At 72.1% G+C, this 15,834-nt stretch carries 15 protein-coding genes and 1 riboswitch; of the genes, 9 read left to right on the forward strand and 6 right to left on the reverse strand.

All coding sequences use genetic code 11. The annotated features are described in order from the left end of the window. Position 1 precedes the first annotated feature (1 nt). The gene (locus tag ACTJK8_RS19585) at positions 2-184 is read right to left on the reverse strand and encodes a CbtB domain-containing protein (protein WP_024829520.1); all 183 of its coding nucleotides are present in this window, start codon (positions 182-184) and stop codon (positions 2-4) included. Positions 185-219: 35 nt separating this feature from the next. Continuing rightward, positions 220-414: riboswitch (cobalamin riboswitch) on the reverse strand. A 154-nt stretch (positions 415-568) separates the two neighbouring features. Here ACTJK8_RS19585 and ACTJK8_RS19590 point away from each other — a divergent pair. Next, positions 569-1,927: a hypothetical protein gene (locus ACTJK8_RS19590; RefSeq protein ID WP_012320057.1), complete on the forward strand. Its 1,359-nt coding sequence runs from the start codon at positions 569-571 to the stop codon at positions 1,925-1,927. 22 nt (positions 1,928-1,949) lie between these two features. Here ACTJK8_RS19590 and ACTJK8_RS19595 read toward each other — a convergent pair whose 3' ends face one another. From ACTJK8_RS19595 to secG, 4 genes are all read right to left on the reverse strand, one after another. Next, positions 1,950-3,542: a S10 family peptidase gene (locus ACTJK8_RS19595; protein WP_440762391.1), complete on the reverse strand. Its 1,593-nt coding sequence runs from the start codon at positions 3,540-3,542 to the stop codon at positions 1,950-1,952. After that, positions 3,542-3,994, reverse strand: a complete 453-nt coding sequence (locus ACTJK8_RS19600) for a DNA polymerase III subunit chi (RefSeq protein ID WP_012320055.1) — start codon at positions 3,992-3,994, stop codon at positions 3,542-3,544. The genes ACTJK8_RS19595 and ACTJK8_RS19600 overlap by 1 nt, the downstream gene beginning before the upstream one ends. 58 nt (positions 3,995-4,052) lie before the next feature. Continuing rightward, on the reverse strand, positions 4,053-5,681 hold the full coding sequence (locus tag ACTJK8_RS19605) for a CTP synthase (protein WP_012320054.1): 1,629 nt from the start codon (positions 5,679-5,681) through the stop codon (positions 4,053-4,055). 156 nt (positions 5,682-5,837) lie between these two features. Further along, complete coding sequence (secG, locus tag ACTJK8_RS19610; RefSeq protein ID WP_440762392.1) at positions 5,838-6,260, reverse strand: preprotein translocase subunit SecG; 423 nt, start codon at positions 6,258-6,260, stop codon at positions 5,838-5,840. 307 nt (positions 6,261-6,567) lie between these two features. Between secG and ACTJK8_RS19615 the strand changes: the two genes are divergently transcribed. Further along, positions 6,568-7,026 (forward strand): nuclear transport factor 2 family protein, encoded by a 459-nt coding sequence (locus ACTJK8_RS19615; protein WP_070999840.1) that lies wholly within the window; start codon positions 6,568-6,570, stop codon positions 7,024-7,026. A 48-nt stretch (positions 7,027-7,074) separates the two neighbouring features. Here ACTJK8_RS19615 and tpiA read toward each other — a convergent pair whose 3' ends face one another. Continuing rightward, positions 7,075-7,836 (reverse strand): triose-phosphate isomerase, encoded by a 762-nt coding sequence (gene tpiA, locus ACTJK8_RS19620; RefSeq protein ID WP_012320051.1) that lies wholly within the window; start codon positions 7,834-7,836, stop codon positions 7,075-7,077. 186 nt (positions 7,837-8,022) lie between these two features. Between tpiA and ACTJK8_RS19625 the strand changes: the two genes are divergently transcribed. The 7 genes from ACTJK8_RS19625 (at position 8,023) to ACTJK8_RS19655 (ending at position 15,834) form a co-directional block, all read left to right on the forward strand. Continuing rightward, positions 8,023-9,924, forward strand: coding sequence for a peptidyl-prolyl cis-trans isomerase (locus tag ACTJK8_RS19625; protein WP_440762393.1), 1,902 nt, complete (start codon positions 8,023-8,025; stop codon positions 9,922-9,924). Positions 9,925-9,927: 3 nt separating this feature from the next. Continuing rightward, positions 9,928-11,448, forward strand: a complete 1,521-nt coding sequence (gene trpE, locus ACTJK8_RS19630; RefSeq protein ID WP_440762394.1) for an anthranilate synthase component I — start codon at positions 9,928-9,930, stop codon at positions 11,446-11,448. Positions 11,449-11,542: 94 nt separating this feature from the next. Further along, positions 11,543-12,157 (forward strand): anthranilate synthase component II, encoded by a 615-nt coding sequence (locus tag ACTJK8_RS19635; protein ID WP_012320048.1) that lies wholly within the window; start codon positions 11,543-11,545, stop codon positions 12,155-12,157. Between the two features lie 34 nt (positions 12,158-12,191). After that, a complete protein-coding gene (gene trpD / locus ACTJK8_RS19640; protein WP_116655944.1) occupies positions 12,192-13,229 on the forward strand; it encodes an anthranilate phosphoribosyltransferase in 1,038 nt (345 codons plus the stop codon). Further along, complete coding sequence (gene trpC, locus ACTJK8_RS19645) at positions 13,226-14,113, forward strand: indole-3-glycerol phosphate synthase TrpC (protein WP_116655945.1); 888 nt, start codon at positions 13,226-13,228, stop codon at positions 14,111-14,113. The genes trpD and trpC overlap by 4 nt, the downstream gene beginning before the upstream one ends. 3 nt (positions 14,114-14,116) lie before the next feature. Then, complete coding sequence (gene moaC, locus ACTJK8_RS19650; RefSeq protein WP_024829527.1) at positions 14,117-14,608, forward strand: cyclic pyranopterin monophosphate synthase MoaC; 492 nt, start codon at positions 14,117-14,119, stop codon at positions 14,606-14,608. Beyond that, positions 14,605-15,834 (forward strand): molybdopterin molybdotransferase MoeA, encoded by a 1,230-nt coding sequence (locus ACTJK8_RS19655; RefSeq protein WP_012320044.1) that lies wholly within the window; start codon positions 14,605-14,607, stop codon positions 15,832-15,834. Before moaC ends, ACTJK8_RS19655 begins: the two co-directional genes overlap by 4 nt.

The following is a 15,834-nucleotide window of genomic DNA, read 5'->3' on the forward strand; positions in this document are numbered from 1 at the left end:
GTCAGTGGCAGGGGAAGTTCTGGGTGTGTCGGAAATCGTGCGCCGCGTTGTGGAGCGCGATCGCCGGCGAGAAGCCCGCCATGAACAGCAGGCCGAGGCCCAGCACGGCCGCGAGCGCGACGGCGATCGGGCGCTCCGACGCGCGGGTGCCGGCGGCGACGGGGGCGAGGGTTTGGGTCGTCATCAGCAGTGTCTCCAGCCGCCCCACCGGCGGCATTGCGGGATCCTGTCGTGACGGCAGGTCTCCTGGCTCGCGGCTCGGCGCGCCCGCCGCCTTCCCGGATCGCTCCGGTGGCGCTTGGCGGGCGCTCGCCGCTCACAGTTGCGGGGGCAGCCGCGGAATCGGGGCCTCGGACCCCTCACCGCATTCCCTTTTCACCCCGTCGCCGGGGCACCGTCACCCGGTCGTTGTAGACGCATGACCGCCGGGACACAACGGAGCGACGCCGGATCGCGGCCGATTCCCGCGCCGCGCCGCGGCACGGACGGGCTTGACGGCCGCGCCCCGGAGCAGGCACCGCCGCACCCGACACCCGCCCGGCGCGGGCGGTAAGCTCCCGGAGACCCGATGGCCCTGACAGACGATCCGACCCCGGTCCTCGTCGATCTGGCGGCCGGCCGAGACCCGCGGATCGTATCGGACGCGGGTACGAGGTGGCTCGAAGTCGATCTCGGCGGCCGTTTCCCGATCCACTCCGTCGCCCTGCGACCGGGGGGAGGGGTGGTCCCTCCGGAACCCGGCGACGTCGCCGTGGCGGTCTCGCAGGACGGCGCGACGTGGATCGAGCCGGACCTCGCCGGCTGGAGCGCGACCCCGGACGCCCTCGTGGCCGCCATCGTCCCCGACGAGCGGGCCTGGGCGCGCGCGGTGCGGGTCGCCGCGCCGGAGCCGGCCCGGATCGTCCCCGTTGCCGTCCGCGCCGAAGAGGCCGCCGTCGACCTGATCGCCCTCCGGGCGATGCTCGGCCTCGACGTGACGCTCCTGAACGAGAAGCCCGGGGCCAACGTCTACGTCACCTACAATCTCCATTCGGCGCCCGACCGCGCGAGCCGCGCCCTCGTCGGCCTGTCGCTGTTCGAGAACGGCGCCTTCGGCAACTGCCTCGTCCAGTACATCATCGCGGTGTCGGTCGCGAAGGCGCTCAACCTGAAATACATCAAGGTCCCCAAGGTCGACCGCAGCAAGGTGATCTTCCTGACCGAGCGGCTGACCTGCGACGGCATCACCTTCATCCCGCCGGACGAACCGCTGCCGCCGGACGGCTACTTCCTGTCGGGTCTGTACTTCGACCCGACGCAGTTCGAGCGCGTGACCGCGCTGCGGGGACCGACGGATTCGCGCGCGATCGTGCAGAGCGTGATCCGGCCGCTGTTCAACGGCCTGCCCAGGACCTTCCCGGCCAAGCCCGACGACCAGCTCCTGATCCACATCCGCTCGGGCGACATCTTCAGCACCTGGGTCGATCCGCACTACCCGCAGCCGCCCCTCGCGTTCTACCGGATGGTCATCGACCGGCTGCTGGCCGAGGGCCGGATCCGCTCGGTCAAGCTCGTCTTCGAGAACAGGCTGAACCCGGTCATCGCCGAGGTGGAGGCCTACGCGGCGCGACGCGGCCTGCCGGTGGAGATCCAGAGCGAGTCGCTGATCTCCGACGTCGCGGCCCTGGTGAACGGCCGCTACCTCGTGTTCGGGCTGGGAACCTTCGGACCGGGGATCTGCCACCTCTCGGACCACGTCGAGCAGGTCTTCTATTTCGCGTCGAACTGGCCGCAGGGCTTCCAGTCGATCCCCACCATCGGGAAGGTGGTCGAGGTCCGCGATCTCGAGGGCCGCTACATGAAGGTCGGGGAGTGGCAGAATACCGACGCGCAGCGCCGGACGATGGTCGATTACCCGGCCGAGGCCCTCGCCTTCGACGACGCGTGAACGGCCAGGCGGGCGGGGGGCGTCACGGCGCGGTCCTGAGATGCTCGGCGGGGGCGCCGGCCGGACGGGTCGGGCCGGCGTCGCGCACCTTCAGGGCGTCCGTGTACATCCGCTCGACGTCCGCCCTGAACGCGGCGCGCGAGTCCGGGCGCGTGTAGAACATGTGCCCGCCCGGATAGACCGCGAGGCTCAGGCGCCCGGCCGCGTAGGCGGGGACCTGCGCCAGCAGGAGCTTCGAGGCGAAGTAGGGCGTCACCAGGTCGGTGTAGCCGTGCGCCACGAGGACGCGCAGGTGCCCGTCGAGCGCGAGGTCGCCCTTGAGGTTCGACAGGACCTCCGGGGCCTGCCGGCCCGAGCCCCAGCTCCAGCCGCGATTGACCGCGTTGTTCAGGAGCTCGTAGCGCATGTTGGTCACCGGCCACTTCAGCGCGCGCGCGTAGAGGTCGAGCATCGCGCTGGTCAGCGGCGCCTGGAGGGCCGTGAGCTGGGGGTCCTCGAAGCTCGACTGGGCGGCGTCCGGGTTCGGGTCCCAGCCGGTGATGCCGGTGTCGTAGGCGCTGGTCACGCGGCCCTCGGCGCGGTCGATCTCGCGCTGGACGCTGCGGGTCGAGAGGCGCGCCGCCTGCGCGCGCACCAGGGCTGGGTCGAGGCCGACCAGGGGCGCGACCTTCTCGGTCATCCGGGCGACGGCGGCCGTATCGCTCGGCCCCTTCAGCAGATCGCTCAGGTACGGACCCGTGGCGTACGCCTCCGCGTCGCCGAGAAGGGTGGGCGTCGGCACCGTGCCGGCCCGCTCCAAAGCGCCGGCCGCCAGCGAGGGCAGCTTCAGCACGTAACCCCACGGGTTGGCCCGCGGCGTCTCCAGCCACGCGAAATCGAGCACCGGCGAGAGCAGCACCATGCCGGAGAGGCCGACGCCGATCTCCTCCTGGAGCTTCTCGGCGATCAGCGGGCCGCGGAATCCGCCGTAGCTCTCGCCGACGAAGAATTTCGGGCTCGCCATCCGGTCGTTGACGCGCAGGTAGCGGGCGATGGTCGCCGCCAGGGTCGAGGCGTCCGAATCGATCGACCAGTAGGCCTTGCCGTTCCCGTCCGCGGCCCGGCTGTAGCCGGTGCCCACGGGGTCGATGAAGACGAGGTCGGTGAAGCCCAGCCACGTCCCGTCGTTGGGCGTCAGCGTCACCGGCTGCGACGGGCTGATGCTGTCGCCGCCGACCGGCAGCCGCCAGGGCCCGATCGCCCCGATGTTGAGATAGGCCGACGCGGCGCCCGGGCCGCCGTTGACCGCGAAGGTGACGGGCCGCTCGCGGCCGGCCTGCGGCGCCATCGTGTAGGCGACGTAGGCGATCTCGGCCTGGAGCTTTCCCGCCTCGTCGACGAGGGGCAGGCTGCCGGCCGTGGCGGTGAAGTCGAGGGTCCGGCCGTCCGGCAGCGTGACGCTCTGCCTCGTCGTCGAATCGGGCGGGAGGCGGCGCCCCTCCGGGCCGCGCGGCGCCGGCTTGCTCTCCGCGGGATGCGGATGCGGCGCGTCCTGGGCCAGGGTGCCGGCGGGTGCGGCGACAGCCAGGGTGAGGGCGAGCGCGGCGCGCGCGAGACGTCCGTGGAGGGGCACCATCAAGCCTTCTTGTTCCAGCGTCCGGTATCGTCCTGCTGCCAGTAGGCCACCGCGTGGCCGGCGTCCTTGGCCTGTTTCCACTGCTCGCGGGCGCGCAGGAGGGCGTCCTGATCGGTCCCGTCGAACAGGATGCAGATCCGCTCGTACTGCCCGGCGTCGGGCGGCAGGTCGGCGCCCTCCACGAGGAAGCGGATCGAGGCCGTGTTGGGATTCACGTCCCGGAGCGTGAGCACCACCGGCTGACTCGCGGCGTCGGGCTCGCGGTCGGTGCCGTGCGGCAGGAAGCTCTCGTCGGAATAGGTCCAGAGGTGGTCGTCGAGCGCCTGCAGCCGTTCCTCGCTGGCCGCCTGGATCGCGGCCTGCCAGCCGCGGTCCAGCGAGCGCTCGACGAGGTTCGGCAGCACCTTCTCCAGGGGCTGCCGCTGCATGTGGTAGAAGAGGATCTCGGTCACGGCACCGAGGATATAGGGCCGCGGGGCGCCGCGCGAGCAGCGGCGCGCCGCCGCGGCCTCAGACCAGGCGGCTCTGCTCGATCGCGGCGCCGACGAACCCCTTGAACAGCGGGTGCGGCTCGAACGGGCGCGACTTCAGCTCCGGGTGGAACTGCACGCCGATGAACCACGGGTGCCCGACATGCTCCACGGTCTCGGGCAGCAGGCCGTCGGGCGAGACGCCGGAGAAGCGCAGGCCCTTGGCCTCCAGCCGCTCGCGATAGGCCATGTTGACCTCGTAGCGGTGGCGGTGCCGCTCCGAGATCTGCTCGGACCCGTAGATCTGGGCGATCTTCGACTCGGGGTCGAGCTTCGCCTCGTAGGCGCCGAGCCGCATCGTGCCGCCGAGGTCGCCGGCCGCGGCGCGCCGCTCCAGCTCGTTGCCGCGCAGCCACTCGGTGAGCAGGCCGACCACCGGCTCGGCGGTCTCGCCGAACTCCGTCGAATTCGCCTCCGGCATCCCGGCCAGCGAGCGGGCGGCCTCGATCACCGCCATCTGCATGCCGAAGCAGATGCCGAGGTAGGGGATGCGCTTCTCGCGGGCGTAGCGGGCCGCGCGGATCTTGCCCTCGGCCCCGCGCTGGCCGAAGCCGCCCGGGACCAGGATCCCGTTGAGACCCTCGAGGAAGGGCGCCGGATCCTCGCGCTCGAACACCTCGGCCTCGATCCACTCGAGGTTGACCTTCACCCGGTGGCTGATGCCGCCGTGGGTCAGCGCCTCGGTCAGCGACTTGTAGGCGTCCTTCAGCCCCGTGTACTTACCCACGATGGCGATCGAGACCTCGCCCTCGGGATTGCGCACGCGCTCCGCGATGGTCTGCCAGCGGCCGAGATCCGGCTCCTCGCCGTGCTCTAGGCCGAAATGGCCGAGCACCTCGCGGTCCAGGCCGGCGGTCCGGTAGGAGAGCGGCACCTCGTAGATCGAGGCCACGTCGAGCGCCTCGATCACCGCGGTCTGGCGGACGTTGCAGAACAGCGCGAGCTTGCGCCGCTCGTCCATCGGGATCGGCCGGTCGCAGCGGCAGAGCAGGATGTCGGGCTGGATGCCGATCGAGCGCAACTCCTTCACGGAGTGCTGCGTCGGCTTGGTCTTCAGCTCGCCGGCGGACGGGATGTACGGCAGCAGCGTCAGGTGGACGTAGCAGCAGGTGCCCCGCGGCAGTTCCTGGCCGAGCTGCCGGATCGCCTCGAAGAACGGCAGGCCCTCGATGTCGCCGACCGTGCCGCCGATCTCCACCAGCACGAAATCGAAGCTGTCGTTGCCGTCGAGGACGAAGTCCTTGATCGCGTTGGTGACGTGCGGGATCACCTGAATCGTGGCGCCGAGGTAGTCGCCGCGCCGCTCCTTGGCGATGATGTCCTGGTAGATGCGGCCCGTGGTGATGTTGTCCGCCCGGCTCGCCGGGACGCCGGTGAAGCGCTCGTAATGCCCGAGGTCGAGGTCGGTCTCGGCGCCGTCGTCGGTGACGAACACCTCGCCGTGCTGCGTCGGGCTCATCGTGCCCGGATCGACGTTGAGGTAAGGGTCGAGCTTGCGCATCCGGACCCGGTAGCCGCGGGCCTGAAGGACCGCCGCCAGGGCCGCCGAGGCGAGGCCCTTGCCGAGAGAGGAAACCACGCCGCCGGTGATGAAAACGTACCGCGTCATGGGCCTCGGTCCATAAAGAAGCTGCTGGCATTTGCCAAACGGCGGAGGCCCCGGCCGGTGCATGGGCTGGGGATCGCGCGACGCATGGCGTGGACCGGCCGAGCGCCGGTCCGTCGGGACAAGGGTCGGACGCTGCGCCGCCCGCGGCGCGCGCCGTCAGCGCGACTGCGGCGCTTCCGGAACCGCCGGCTGCGCGGGGGCCGGGGCCGGCTGGGCCGGAGCGTTCGCGGGCGCCCGGTCCTGTTGCTGGCGCAGCGTGTCGAGCAGGTTGTCGGCACCGGTCGGCTGCTTGGCCGGCTGGCCGGACGTCTGCGGCGCGCCGCTGTCGAGGATCGACTTGGGCGCCGCCGAGCGATGCGACAGGATGGCGAGGACCATGCTGGTCGTGAAGAACAGGGCCGCCAGGATCGCGGTGGCCCGCGTCAGGGCGTTGGCCTGACCGCGGCCGGTCATGAATCCGCCGACGCCGCCACCGCCGCCACCGCCGAGCCCGAGGCCGCCCTCGGAGCGCTGGAGCAGCACGACGCCGATCAGCGCGAGCACGATGATGAGGTGGACGACGATCAGGACGGTCTGCATCGGTGTTCCGGAGTCTTCTTCAGCGCCGCGCGCCGGCAGCGGGCACCGGAAGACGAACGCACGAGGGCCGGGGCCCGCGATCGTTCACGAACCTCCCGGGCACGGGGGCGTGCGGCGAGAGCTTCGGGGGCGACGCTTCTGGCGGACCGGCCGGAATTCGGCGACGACATACACCACCGGTCGCCCGTCGCCAACCTGACGCGAGCGGCCGGCTGTCCGCTTCGACCCTCGCCTTCGGCCGCGCATCGTGCTCTCTGTCGGGGAAGGGCGGCCTACCGAACGCGCCGCTCGGTCCGGGAGGCTAGCCATGTCCGTGTCCCGCCGCGCGGCGCTCGCCGCCGCCGCCATCGCCGTGCCCGTCCTGATTTGCTCGGGCCCGGGCTCCGCGGGCGGATCCGATGCCGCTCAGGGCGCCGCCGTGGAACAGGCGGTCGACGCCCTCACCAGGGCCCTTCTGTCGGCGGACGGGCCGGCCCTCGACGCCCTGGTCCTCGACGGGCTGAGCTACGGCCATTCCAGCGGTCAGGTGCAGGACAAGACGGCCTTCATCGAGACGCTGACCAGCAGGCGCTCGGCCTTCCCAAACATCACTCTGTCGGACCGGTCCGTCTCGGTGGTCGGCGACGACGCGATCGCGCGCCACATCTTCACCGGCGAGGTGGTCTCGGGCGGCAAGACGTCACCGGTGCATATCGGCGTGATGCAGGTCTGGCACAGCGACGGCGGCCGCTGGCGGCTGCTCGCCCGGCAGGCCTTCAAGATCTGACAACCCGGGCGCGCGAGCGCCGCACCCGGGCGAACGGCGGCTGCGCGCTCAGGCGTAGGCGGCGCAGATCCCCAGGAAATCTTCCGCCACGAGGCTGGCGCCGCCCACGAGCGCGCCGTCGACGTTGTCCACCGACAGGAGTTCCTTGGCGTTCCCGGGCTTCACCGAGCCGCCGTAGAGGATGCGGATCTTCTGCGCCTCGTCGCCCACGAGCTTGTCGAGCATCTCCCGCAGGGAGGCGTGGACCTCGGCGATGTCGCGCGGCGTCGGCGTCCTCCCCGAGCCGATCGCCCAGACCGGCTCGTAGGCGATCACCGTGTCGGCCGCGGTCGCGCCCTTCGGCAGGCCGATGGCGAGCTGGGCGCGGACGATGTCGAGGGCGCGCCCCTGCTCGCGCTCCTCGATCGTCTCGCCGACGCAGATGATCCCGCACAGGCCCGCGCGCCGGGCGCCCAGCGCCTTCGCGTGGACCCCGTCGTCGGTCTCGTGGTGGTAGGCCCGGCGCTCGGAATGGCCGACGATCACGTACTTGGCGCCGAGGTCGGCGAGCATCTCGGCCGAGATCGAGCCCGTGAAGGCGCCGCTCGGACGGGCATGCAGGTTCTGGCCGCCGATCGCGATCGGCGATCCGGCCGCTGCCGCCACGCAGGATCCGATCAGCGTCGCGGGCGGGCAGATCAGCACGTCGATGCGGGACGCGAGGTCCGGCGACAGCCCGTCGCGAATCGCTTCGACCACCTGGATGGATGACCGGGTCCCGTTCATCTTCCAGTTGCCGGCGACAAGCGGCCTGCGCCCAGACTGCGTCATTCCTGCCCTCGCTCCGTCGCGGCGTTTCCGAAGTTGCCGCGGCCTACCAGAGCGAGCTTGAGCGTGCAAACGGCCCGGCGTGCCCGAGCCTTTGCCTGTGGACGCGAATGGTCTATCGCGGTCGGCTCTCAGGGACAGCGCCGGCCCGGTGACGGGGCGGCTGCCGAAGGTACTCGATCACAGACCATGCTTCAGGGCATCCGCAACGCCAGCCAGCACTGGCTCGGCAAGATCGTCTTGACGATCATCTTCACGCTGCTGATCGCCGGTGTCGGCATCTTCGGGGTCGAGGAGTTCTTCCGCGGCGGCGCGAGCAACAAGGTGGCCACGGTCGGCAGCACGCCGATCACCGCCGAGCAGGTGCGCCAAGCCTACCAGAACCAGCTCCAGCGCTATCAGACGCAGCTGAAGCGTCCGCTCACGCCCGATCAGGCGCGGATGCTCGGTCTGGACCGGCAGGTGATGTCGCAGCTGATCACCGAGGCCGCCCTCGATCAGAAGACCCACGATCTCGGCCTCGCCGTGCCGGATGCCTCGGTGATCAAGGCGATCCACGAGGAGAAGAGCTTCCAGAACCAGCAGGGTCAGTTCGAGCCGCAGCTCTTCTACCAGACCCTGCAGCGCGCCGGCCTCAACGAGGGCCTGTTCGTGCGCGAGCAGCGCTCGGTGATCGCCCGCCTTCAGCTGGCCGAGGCCGTGTCGTCGGACCTGCACGTGCCGCTCGCCATGCGCGAGGCCGTTCACCGCTACACCACCGAGCGCCGCGCGGCCGCCTACCTGATGCTGACCCCTTCGGTGGCCGGCCAGATCCCCGATCCGACGGACGACGAGCTCAAGACTTGGTACGAGGCCAACAAGTCCGGCTTCCGGGCGCCGGAATTCCGGTCGGTCAACCTCCTCGTGGTCGAGCCCGAGGCGATGGCGAAGCCCGACGCGATCACGGAGGCCGACGCCCGCGCCGCCTACGCGCTGAACAAGGACCGCTACGGCACGCCCGAGAAGCGCACCATCCAGCAGATCGTGTTCCCCGACGCGGCCGCCGCCGAGGCGGCCCGCAAGGCGATTACGGACGGCTCCAAGACCTTCGACGCGGTGGCGGCCGAGCGCGGCACCGACGAGAAGGACCTGACCCTCGGCACGCTGACCAAGAGCGAGCTGTTCGACAAGGCCGTCGCCGACGCCGCCTTCGCGCTGCCGGAGGGCGGCGTGAGCCAGCCGGTCCAGGGCCGGTTCGGCACGGTGCTGCTGCGCGTGACCAAGATCGAGGCCGGGACGGTGAAGCCGTTCGAGGCGGTGGAGGGAGAGATCCGCAAGGCCCTCGCCCTGGCCCGTGCCCGCGACGCCATGGAGACCACCCGCGACGCGATTGAGGACCAGCGCGCCGTCGCCAAGCCCCTCGCCGACATCGCCGCGGAGCGCGGCCTCAAGATCGTCACCGTGAAGGCCGTGGACGCCAACGGCAAGGGACCGGACGGGCAGCGGGTCACCGACATTCCCGATGCGGAGACCACCCTGCCGGCCCTGTTCCGCGCCGAGATCGGCGGCGACAACGAGCCCCTGCGGACCAAGACCGGCGGCTACGTCTGGTACGACGTGACCGGGATCGACGCCGCCCACGACAAACCCCTCGATCAGGTCAAGGACGGCGTGAAGGCCGGCTGGACCGCGACGGAGATCGCCAAGCGCCTCCAGGCCAAGGGTCGCGAGCTCGTCGAGAAGATCAACAAGGGCGAGACCATGGAGGCGGCCGTCCAGGAGGTCGGCGTCAACCTGCAGGAGGCGCAGGATCTCGCGCGCAACCAGGCCAAGGACATGCTCACGGCGGACGTCGTGAACCTGATCTTCGCGACCCCGGTCGGCAAGGCCGGCACGGCGGCCGCGGGCGATTCGCGCGCGGTCTTCAAGGTCACGGCGGCGACGGTGCCGGCCTTCGTGGCCGATAGCCCGAGCGACAAGCAGATCACGCAGAGCTTCCAGGCGGCGCTCGCCGATGACGTGCTGTCCCAGTACATCAGCGAGGTCCAGAAGAACGCGGGCGTGAAGGTCGACCCGGCGGCCCTGCGGCGCGCCATCGGCGGCGAGTACTGAGGCATGGCCGAAGCGCCCGATTACGCGGCCTTCGCGGCGCGCTACGAGGCCGGGCAGCCGAGCCTCGTGGCGGTAAGCCTCGTCGCGGACCTCGAGACGCCGGTCGCGGCGTTCCTCAAGCTGCGCGCCGGCCATTCCGGGCCGGCCTTCCTGCTCGAATCGGTCGAGGGCGGCGCCGTCCGCGGCCGGTACTCGATGATCGGACTCGATCCGGACCTGATCTGGCGCTGCCGGGCGGGCGCGCCCGCGATCGCGCGCGGGGCAGACCTCACGCGGTTCGAGCCGGATTCCCGGGCGCCGCTCGCGAGCCTGCGCGCCCTGATCGCCGAGAGCGCCATCGGCGAGTCGGATGGCCAGGACCTGCCGCCGATGGCCGCCGGCCTGTTCGGCTATCTCGGCTACGACATGGTCCGCGCCATGGAGCGGCTGCCGGAGCCGAATCCGGACCCGCTCGGCGTGCCCGACGCGATCCTTGTGCGCCCCCGGGTGATGGTGGTCTTCGACTCCATCCGCGACGTCATCACCGTCGTGTCGCCGGTCCGGCCCGGCCCAGGCGTCGCGGCTCGGGCCGCCTACGAGGACGCGCTGCAGCGCGTCGACCGGGTCGCCGCCGCCCTCGAGGGGCCGCTGCCGATCGAGGCGCGGGTCGACCTGTCGGCGGTCGCCCATCCCGAGCCGGTCTCGAACACGCCGCCGGCCGACTTCTTCGCCATGGTGGCGCGCGCCAAGGAGTACATCGTCGCGGGCGACGTGTTCCAGGTGGTGCTGTCCCAGCGCTTCTCGGCGCCGTTCACGCTGCCGGCCTTCAGCCTGTACCGCTCGCTGCGGCGGACGAACCCGGCGCCGTTCCTGTGCTACCTCGATTTCGAGGATTTCCAGATCGTCTGCTCCTCGCCGGAGATCCTGGTGCGGGTGCGGGACGGGGTAGTCACGGTCCGCCCGATCGCCGGCACGCGCCGCCGCGGCGCGACCCCGGCCGAGGATGCCGCCCTGGCCGAGGAGCTGCTCGCCGATCCGAAGGAGCGGGCCGAGCACCTGATGCTGCTCGATCTCGGCCGCAACGACGCCGGGCGGGTGTCGCGGATCGGCAGCGTCCGGGTGACCGACTCGTTCTTCATCGAGCGCTACAGCCAGGTCATGCACATCGTGTCGAACGTCGAGGGTGACCTCGACCCGCGCCACGATCCCCTGGAGGCTCTGGCCGCGGGATTTCCGGCCGGCACGGTCTCGGGTGCCCCGAAGGTGCGGGCCATGGAGATCATCGACGAGCTGGAGCGCGAGAAGCGCGGGCCGTACGCGGGCTGCATCGGCTATTTCGGCGCGCGTGGCGAGATGGACACCTGCATCGTCCTGCGCACCGCGGTGGTGAAGGACGGGGCGATGCACGTCCAGGCCGGGGCGGGGATCGTCTACGATTCGGACCCGGCCTCCGAGCAGCAGGAATGCGTCAACAAGGCCAAGGCGCTGTTCCGGGCCGCCGAGGAGGCGGTGCGCTTCGCCGCGCAGGCCAAGCGCGGGCAGTAGGGCGGACGCGCGGCTGCGCCGCCGTCCGACGCCGACGGTTGACCGCGCGGGTGCGAGCGGTCACATCGCCTGCATGCCCGAGCGTGCCGCCGCGATGCCCAACGTCCTCGTCATCGACAACTACGATTCCTTCACGTGGAATCTCGTGCACCTGATCGGGCCGCTCTGCGGCGCGGTCGAGGTCGCGCGCAACGACGCGCTCACGATCGCCGACATCCGCGCCAGGGCGCCCGACGCGATCGTGCTGTCGCCCGGGCCGTGCACGCCGACGGAGGCGGGCATCTGCCTCGACGTGGTCCGCGACCTGTCCGAGGAGATCCCGATCTTCGGCGTGTGCCTCGGCCTCCAGGCGATCGGCCAGGCCTTCGGCGGTGACGTCGTGCGGGCGCCCCTGCCGCTCCACGGCAAGGTCTCGACCATCCGGCACGGCGCGCGCGGCCTGTTCCGCGGCCTCAACGACAGCTTCGAGGCGACCCGCTACCACTCCCTGGTGGTCGACCGCGCGACCTGCCCGACGGCCCTGCGGGTCACCGCCGAGGCGGACGGCCTGATCATGGGCCTGGAGCACGCCGACCGGCCGCTCCACGGCGTCCAGTTCCACCCCGAGAGCATCCGGTCGCAGCACGGCGCGGAGATCGTGAAGAACTTCCTGGATCTCGCCGCCGCCTGGAACACGGCGCGTGACAGGACGCGCGCCGACGTGCATTGACGCCGGGGGCCGGGGCGGCCCTCCGTAAGAACTCATGGACAGCTTCAGACCCCATCTCGCGAAGGTCGCCGGGGGCCTCGCCCTCGACCGCGCCGAGGCCCGCGCCGCCTTCGACGACCTGCTGTCGGGCGAGGTCACGCCGGTCCAGGCCGGCGCCTTCCTGACCGCCCTAAAGGTGCGCGGCGAGAGCGTCGAGGAGATCGTCGGCGCGGCCGAGGCCATGCGGGCGCGCATGACGCGCGTCGCGGCGCCGGAGAACGCCGTCGACGTCGTCGGCACCGGCGGTGACCATTCCGGCAGCGTGAACGTCTCGACCCTGGCGGCGATCGTCGTGGCCGCCTGCGGCGTGCCGGTGGCGAAGCACGGGAACCGCGCGGCGACCTCGCGCTCCGGTGCCGCCGACGTGCTCGCGGCCCTGGGCGTCCGGCTCGGGCTCGACCCCGCCGCGCAGGCCCGCTGCCTCGACGAGGCCGGCCTCTGCTTCCTGTTCGCGCAGGCCCACCACCCGGCGATGCGCCACGTCGCGGCGGTCCGGTCCGAGCTGCCCGTGCGGACGATCTTCAACCTGCTCGGCCCGCTGAGCAACCCGGCCGGCGTGGGCTACCAGCTCTTCGGCGTCGCCCAGGCGGCCCTCGCGGAGCCGCTGACGCGGGTCCTGGCCGAACTCGGCAGCCGCCGGGTCTGGACCGTCCACGGATCCGATGGGCTCGACGAGATCACCGTCACCGGCCCGACGCAGGTCGTCGCCCTCGAGGAAGGCCGGTTGTCACACTTCACCATCGACCCGCGCGAATTCGGGCTGGCGCTGCGCGCGCCCGAGGAGCTGCGCGGCGGCGACCCGGCCGACAACGCGCGGTCCCTGCAGGCCGTCCTGGCGGGTGCGCGGAACGCCTATCGGGACATCGCGGTCCTCAACGCCGGGGCGGCGCTCGTGGTCGCGGGGGCCGCGCAGGCCCTGGCGGACGGCGTCGCGCAGGCGCAGGATGCCGTCGATTCCGGGGCCGCCCGGGCGACGCTCGCCCGCCTCGTCCGGGCCTCGAACGACCACTCCAACGGGCAGGAGGGCCGATGAGCTCGCTGACGCACGAGGCGACCCCGGAGACCGGCGCCGGGACCCCGACCGAGCGGCCGAACGTCCTCGCCCGCATCGAGGCCTACAAGCGCCGCGAGATCGCCGAGGCGAAGCTGCGCGTGCCGCTCGCCAAGCTGGAGCGGAAGGTCGCTCAGGCGGAGCCGGTGCGCGGATTCGCGGCGGCGATCCGGGCCCATCTGGCCGCGGATCGCCCGGCGCTCATCGCCGAGGTGAAGAAGGCCTCGCCGTCGAAGGGCCTGATCCGCGCCGATTTCGATCCGGCGACCCTCGCCGCCGCCTACGAGGCCGGCGGCGCCACCTGCCTGTCGGTGCTGACCGACGAGCCCTCATTTCAGGGTCGTCCCGAGTACCTGACGGCGGCGCGCGCGGCCTGCGGGCTGCCGGTGCTGCGCAAGGACTTCCTGTTCGAGCCCTATCAGGTCTACGAGGCCCGGGCCTGGGGCGCCGACTGCATCCTCGTCATCATGGCCTGCCTCGACGACGACGAGGCCGAGGCCCTGGTCGAGACGGCGCACCTCCTCGGGATGGATGTCCTGGTCGAGGTGCACGACGAGGCCGAACTCGCGCGGGCGATCACCCTCGGCACGGCGCTGATCGGTATCAACAATCGGAACCTCAAGACCTTCGAGGTCTCGTTCGAGACCGCGATCCGGCTGGCGCCGGGGATCCCGGCGGACCGGATCGCCGTGGCCGAGAGCGGGATCGGCGACCACGCCGACGTGGCGCGGCTGCGGGACAACGGCCTCGGCGTGGTCTTGGTCGGCGAGAGCCTGATGCGGCAGCCGGACGTCGCGGCAGCGGCCCGCGCCCTGCTGTTCGGCGACGCGGGGGCCACGGGCGGCAAGCCGCGGAAGAAGGCGTAAGGCATGCGACCGGGCTCGACGCTGACCCATCTCGACACCAGCGGCGCGGCCAACATGGTCGACGTCACCGACAAGCCCGCCACCGACCGGACCGCCCGGGCGGAAGGCCAGATCGTGATGAGGCCCGAGACGCTGGCGCTGATCCGCGAGGGCGACGCCAAGAAGGGCGACGTGATCGGCACGGCCCGGCTCGCCGGCATCATGGCGGCCAAGCGCACCCACGAGCTGATCCCGCTCTGTCACCCGCTGCTGCTGTCGAAGGTGCGGGTCGAGTGCGAGCCCGACGACGCGCTCCCGGGCCTGCGCATCGCCGCCGAGGTCCGTGTCCAGGGCCCGACCGGCGTCGAGATGGAGGCGCTCACCGCCGTCTCGGTGGCCTGCCTGACGGTCTACGACATGGTGAAGGCGGTCGATCGCGGCATGCGGATCGAGGGGATCCGGCTGACCGCAAAGGATGGCGGCCGCTCGGGCGCCTACCGGGCACCGGCGGAATGAGCGGCCTGATCCCGGTCGCGGAGGCGCTGGCCCGGGTGCTCGCGAGCGTCGCCGCGCCGGTCGAGGCCGAGACCGTCCCGCTGGCTCGGGCCGGCGGCCGGACGCTCGCGGCCGACGTCGTCGCCTCGCGGACCCAGCCGCCATTTCCGGCCTCGGCCATGGACGGCTACGCCGTGCGTAGCGCCGACGCCGCAATGGTCGGGGCGACCCTGCGGCTCATCGGCACCAGCGCGGCCGGCCACGGCTTCCCGGGACGCATCGGCGCGGGTGAGGCGGTCCGGATCTTCACCGGCGCGCCGGTTCCGGAGGGCGCGGACGCGATCCTCATCCAGGAGGACGCCGCCGCCGAGGCGGGCGCGGTGCGGGTCCTGGAGCCCGTGGAGCCGGCACGGTTCATTCGCCGGGCCGGCCTCGACTTCACCGCGGGCCAGACCCTGATCCCGGCCGGCACGAGCCTCGACGCGCGGCGCCTCGCGCTCGCCGCGGCGGCCGGTCATCCGCGGCTCCCGGTCCGTCGCCGGCCGCGCGTCGCGATCCTCGCCACCGGCGACGAGCTGGTGGAGCCGGGCGCGACGCCGGGCTGGGACCAGATCGTCGCCTCGAACAGCCTCGCGCTCGGCGCACTCGCCGCGGAGGCGGGCGCCGACATCGTCGATCTCGGCATCGCCGGGGACGACCACGACGCCCTGGCGGACGCGTTCCGTCGCGCCCGCGCGGCGCGGGCCGACCTGCTGGTCACCCTCGGAGGAGCCTCCGTGGGCGACCACGATCTGGTACAGGCCGCGCTCGCCAAGGAGGGGTTGGAGCTCGGCTTCTGGCGGGTCGCCCTCCGGCCGGGCAAGCCGCTGATGCACGGCCGTCTCGGCGACATGCTGGTGATCGGGCTGCCGGGCAATCCGGTCTCGTCCATCGTGTGCGGGCTGCTGTTCGTGGTGCCGGCGATCCGCGCGCTCCAGGGCGATCCGCGGGCGGGCGCCGACCGGAGCGAGCCGGCCACGCTCGGCCGCGACATGCCGGAGAATGACGGGCGGGCCGACTACATGCGGGCGAGCCTCGCCCTCGAGCCCGGCCGGCTGCCGGTCGCGACCGCCGAGCAGCGCCAGGATTCGTCGATGCTCGCCGTCCTCGGCCGGTCCGAGGCCCTGCTGCTCCGCGCCCCGCACGCGCCGGCCGCGCGCGCCGGCGATCCCTGCCGGATCATCCGCCTCGATCGCCGCCTGCTCTGA

This window comes from Methylobacterium sp. 22177 (assembly GCF_052045615.1).
Classification (GTDB): Bacteria; Pseudomonadota; Alphaproteobacteria; order Rhizobiales; family Beijerinckiaceae; genus Methylobacterium; species Methylobacterium radiotolerans.

Coding starts and splice junctions, on each gene's coding strand:
- ACTJK8_RS19585 (WP_024829520.1), bottom strand. CDS start 184: ATGACGACCCAAACCCTCGCCCCCGTCGCCGCCGGCACCCGCGCGTCG.
- ACTJK8_RS19590 (WP_012320057.1), top strand. CDS start 569: ATGGCCCTGACAGACGATCCGACCCCGGTCCTCGTCGATCTGGCGGCC.
- ACTJK8_RS19595 (WP_440762391.1), bottom strand. CDS start 3,542: ATGGTGCCCCTCCACGGACGTCTCGCGCGCGCCGCGCTCGCCCTCACC.
- ACTJK8_RS19605 (WP_012320054.1), bottom strand. CDS start 5,681: ATGACGCGGTACGTTTTCATCACCGGCGGCGTGGTTTCCTCTCTCGGC.
- secG (WP_440762392.1), bottom strand. CDS start 6,260: ATGCAGACCGTCCTGATCGTCGTCCACCTCATCATCGTGCTCGCGCTG.
- ACTJK8_RS19615 (WP_070999840.1), top strand. CDS start 6,568: ATGTCCGTGTCCCGCCGCGCGGCGCTCGCCGCCGCCGCCATCGCCGTG.
- tpiA (WP_012320051.1), bottom strand. CDS start 7,836: ATGACGCAGTCTGGGCGCAGGCCGCTTGTCGCCGGCAACTGGAAGATG.
- ACTJK8_RS19625 (WP_440762393.1), top strand. CDS start 8,023: ATGCTTCAGGGCATCCGCAACGCCAGCCAGCACTGGCTCGGCAAGATC.
- trpE (WP_440762394.1), top strand. CDS start 9,928: ATGGCCGAAGCGCCCGATTACGCGGCCTTCGCGGCGCGCTACGAGGCC.
- ACTJK8_RS19635 (WP_012320048.1), top strand. CDS start 11,543: ATGCCCAACGTCCTCGTCATCGACAACTACGATTCCTTCACGTGGAAT.
- trpD (WP_116655944.1), top strand. CDS start 12,192: ATGGACAGCTTCAGACCCCATCTCGCGAAGGTCGCCGGGGGCCTCGCC.
- trpC (WP_116655945.1), top strand. CDS start 13,226: ATGAGCTCGCTGACGCACGAGGCGACCCCGGAGACCGGCGCCGGGACC.
- moaC (WP_024829527.1), top strand. CDS start 14,117: ATGCGACCGGGCTCGACGCTGACCCATCTCGACACCAGCGGCGCGGCC.
- ACTJK8_RS19655 (WP_012320044.1), top strand. CDS start 14,605: ATGAGCGGCCTGATCCCGGTCGCGGAGGCGCTGGCCCGGGTGCTCGCG.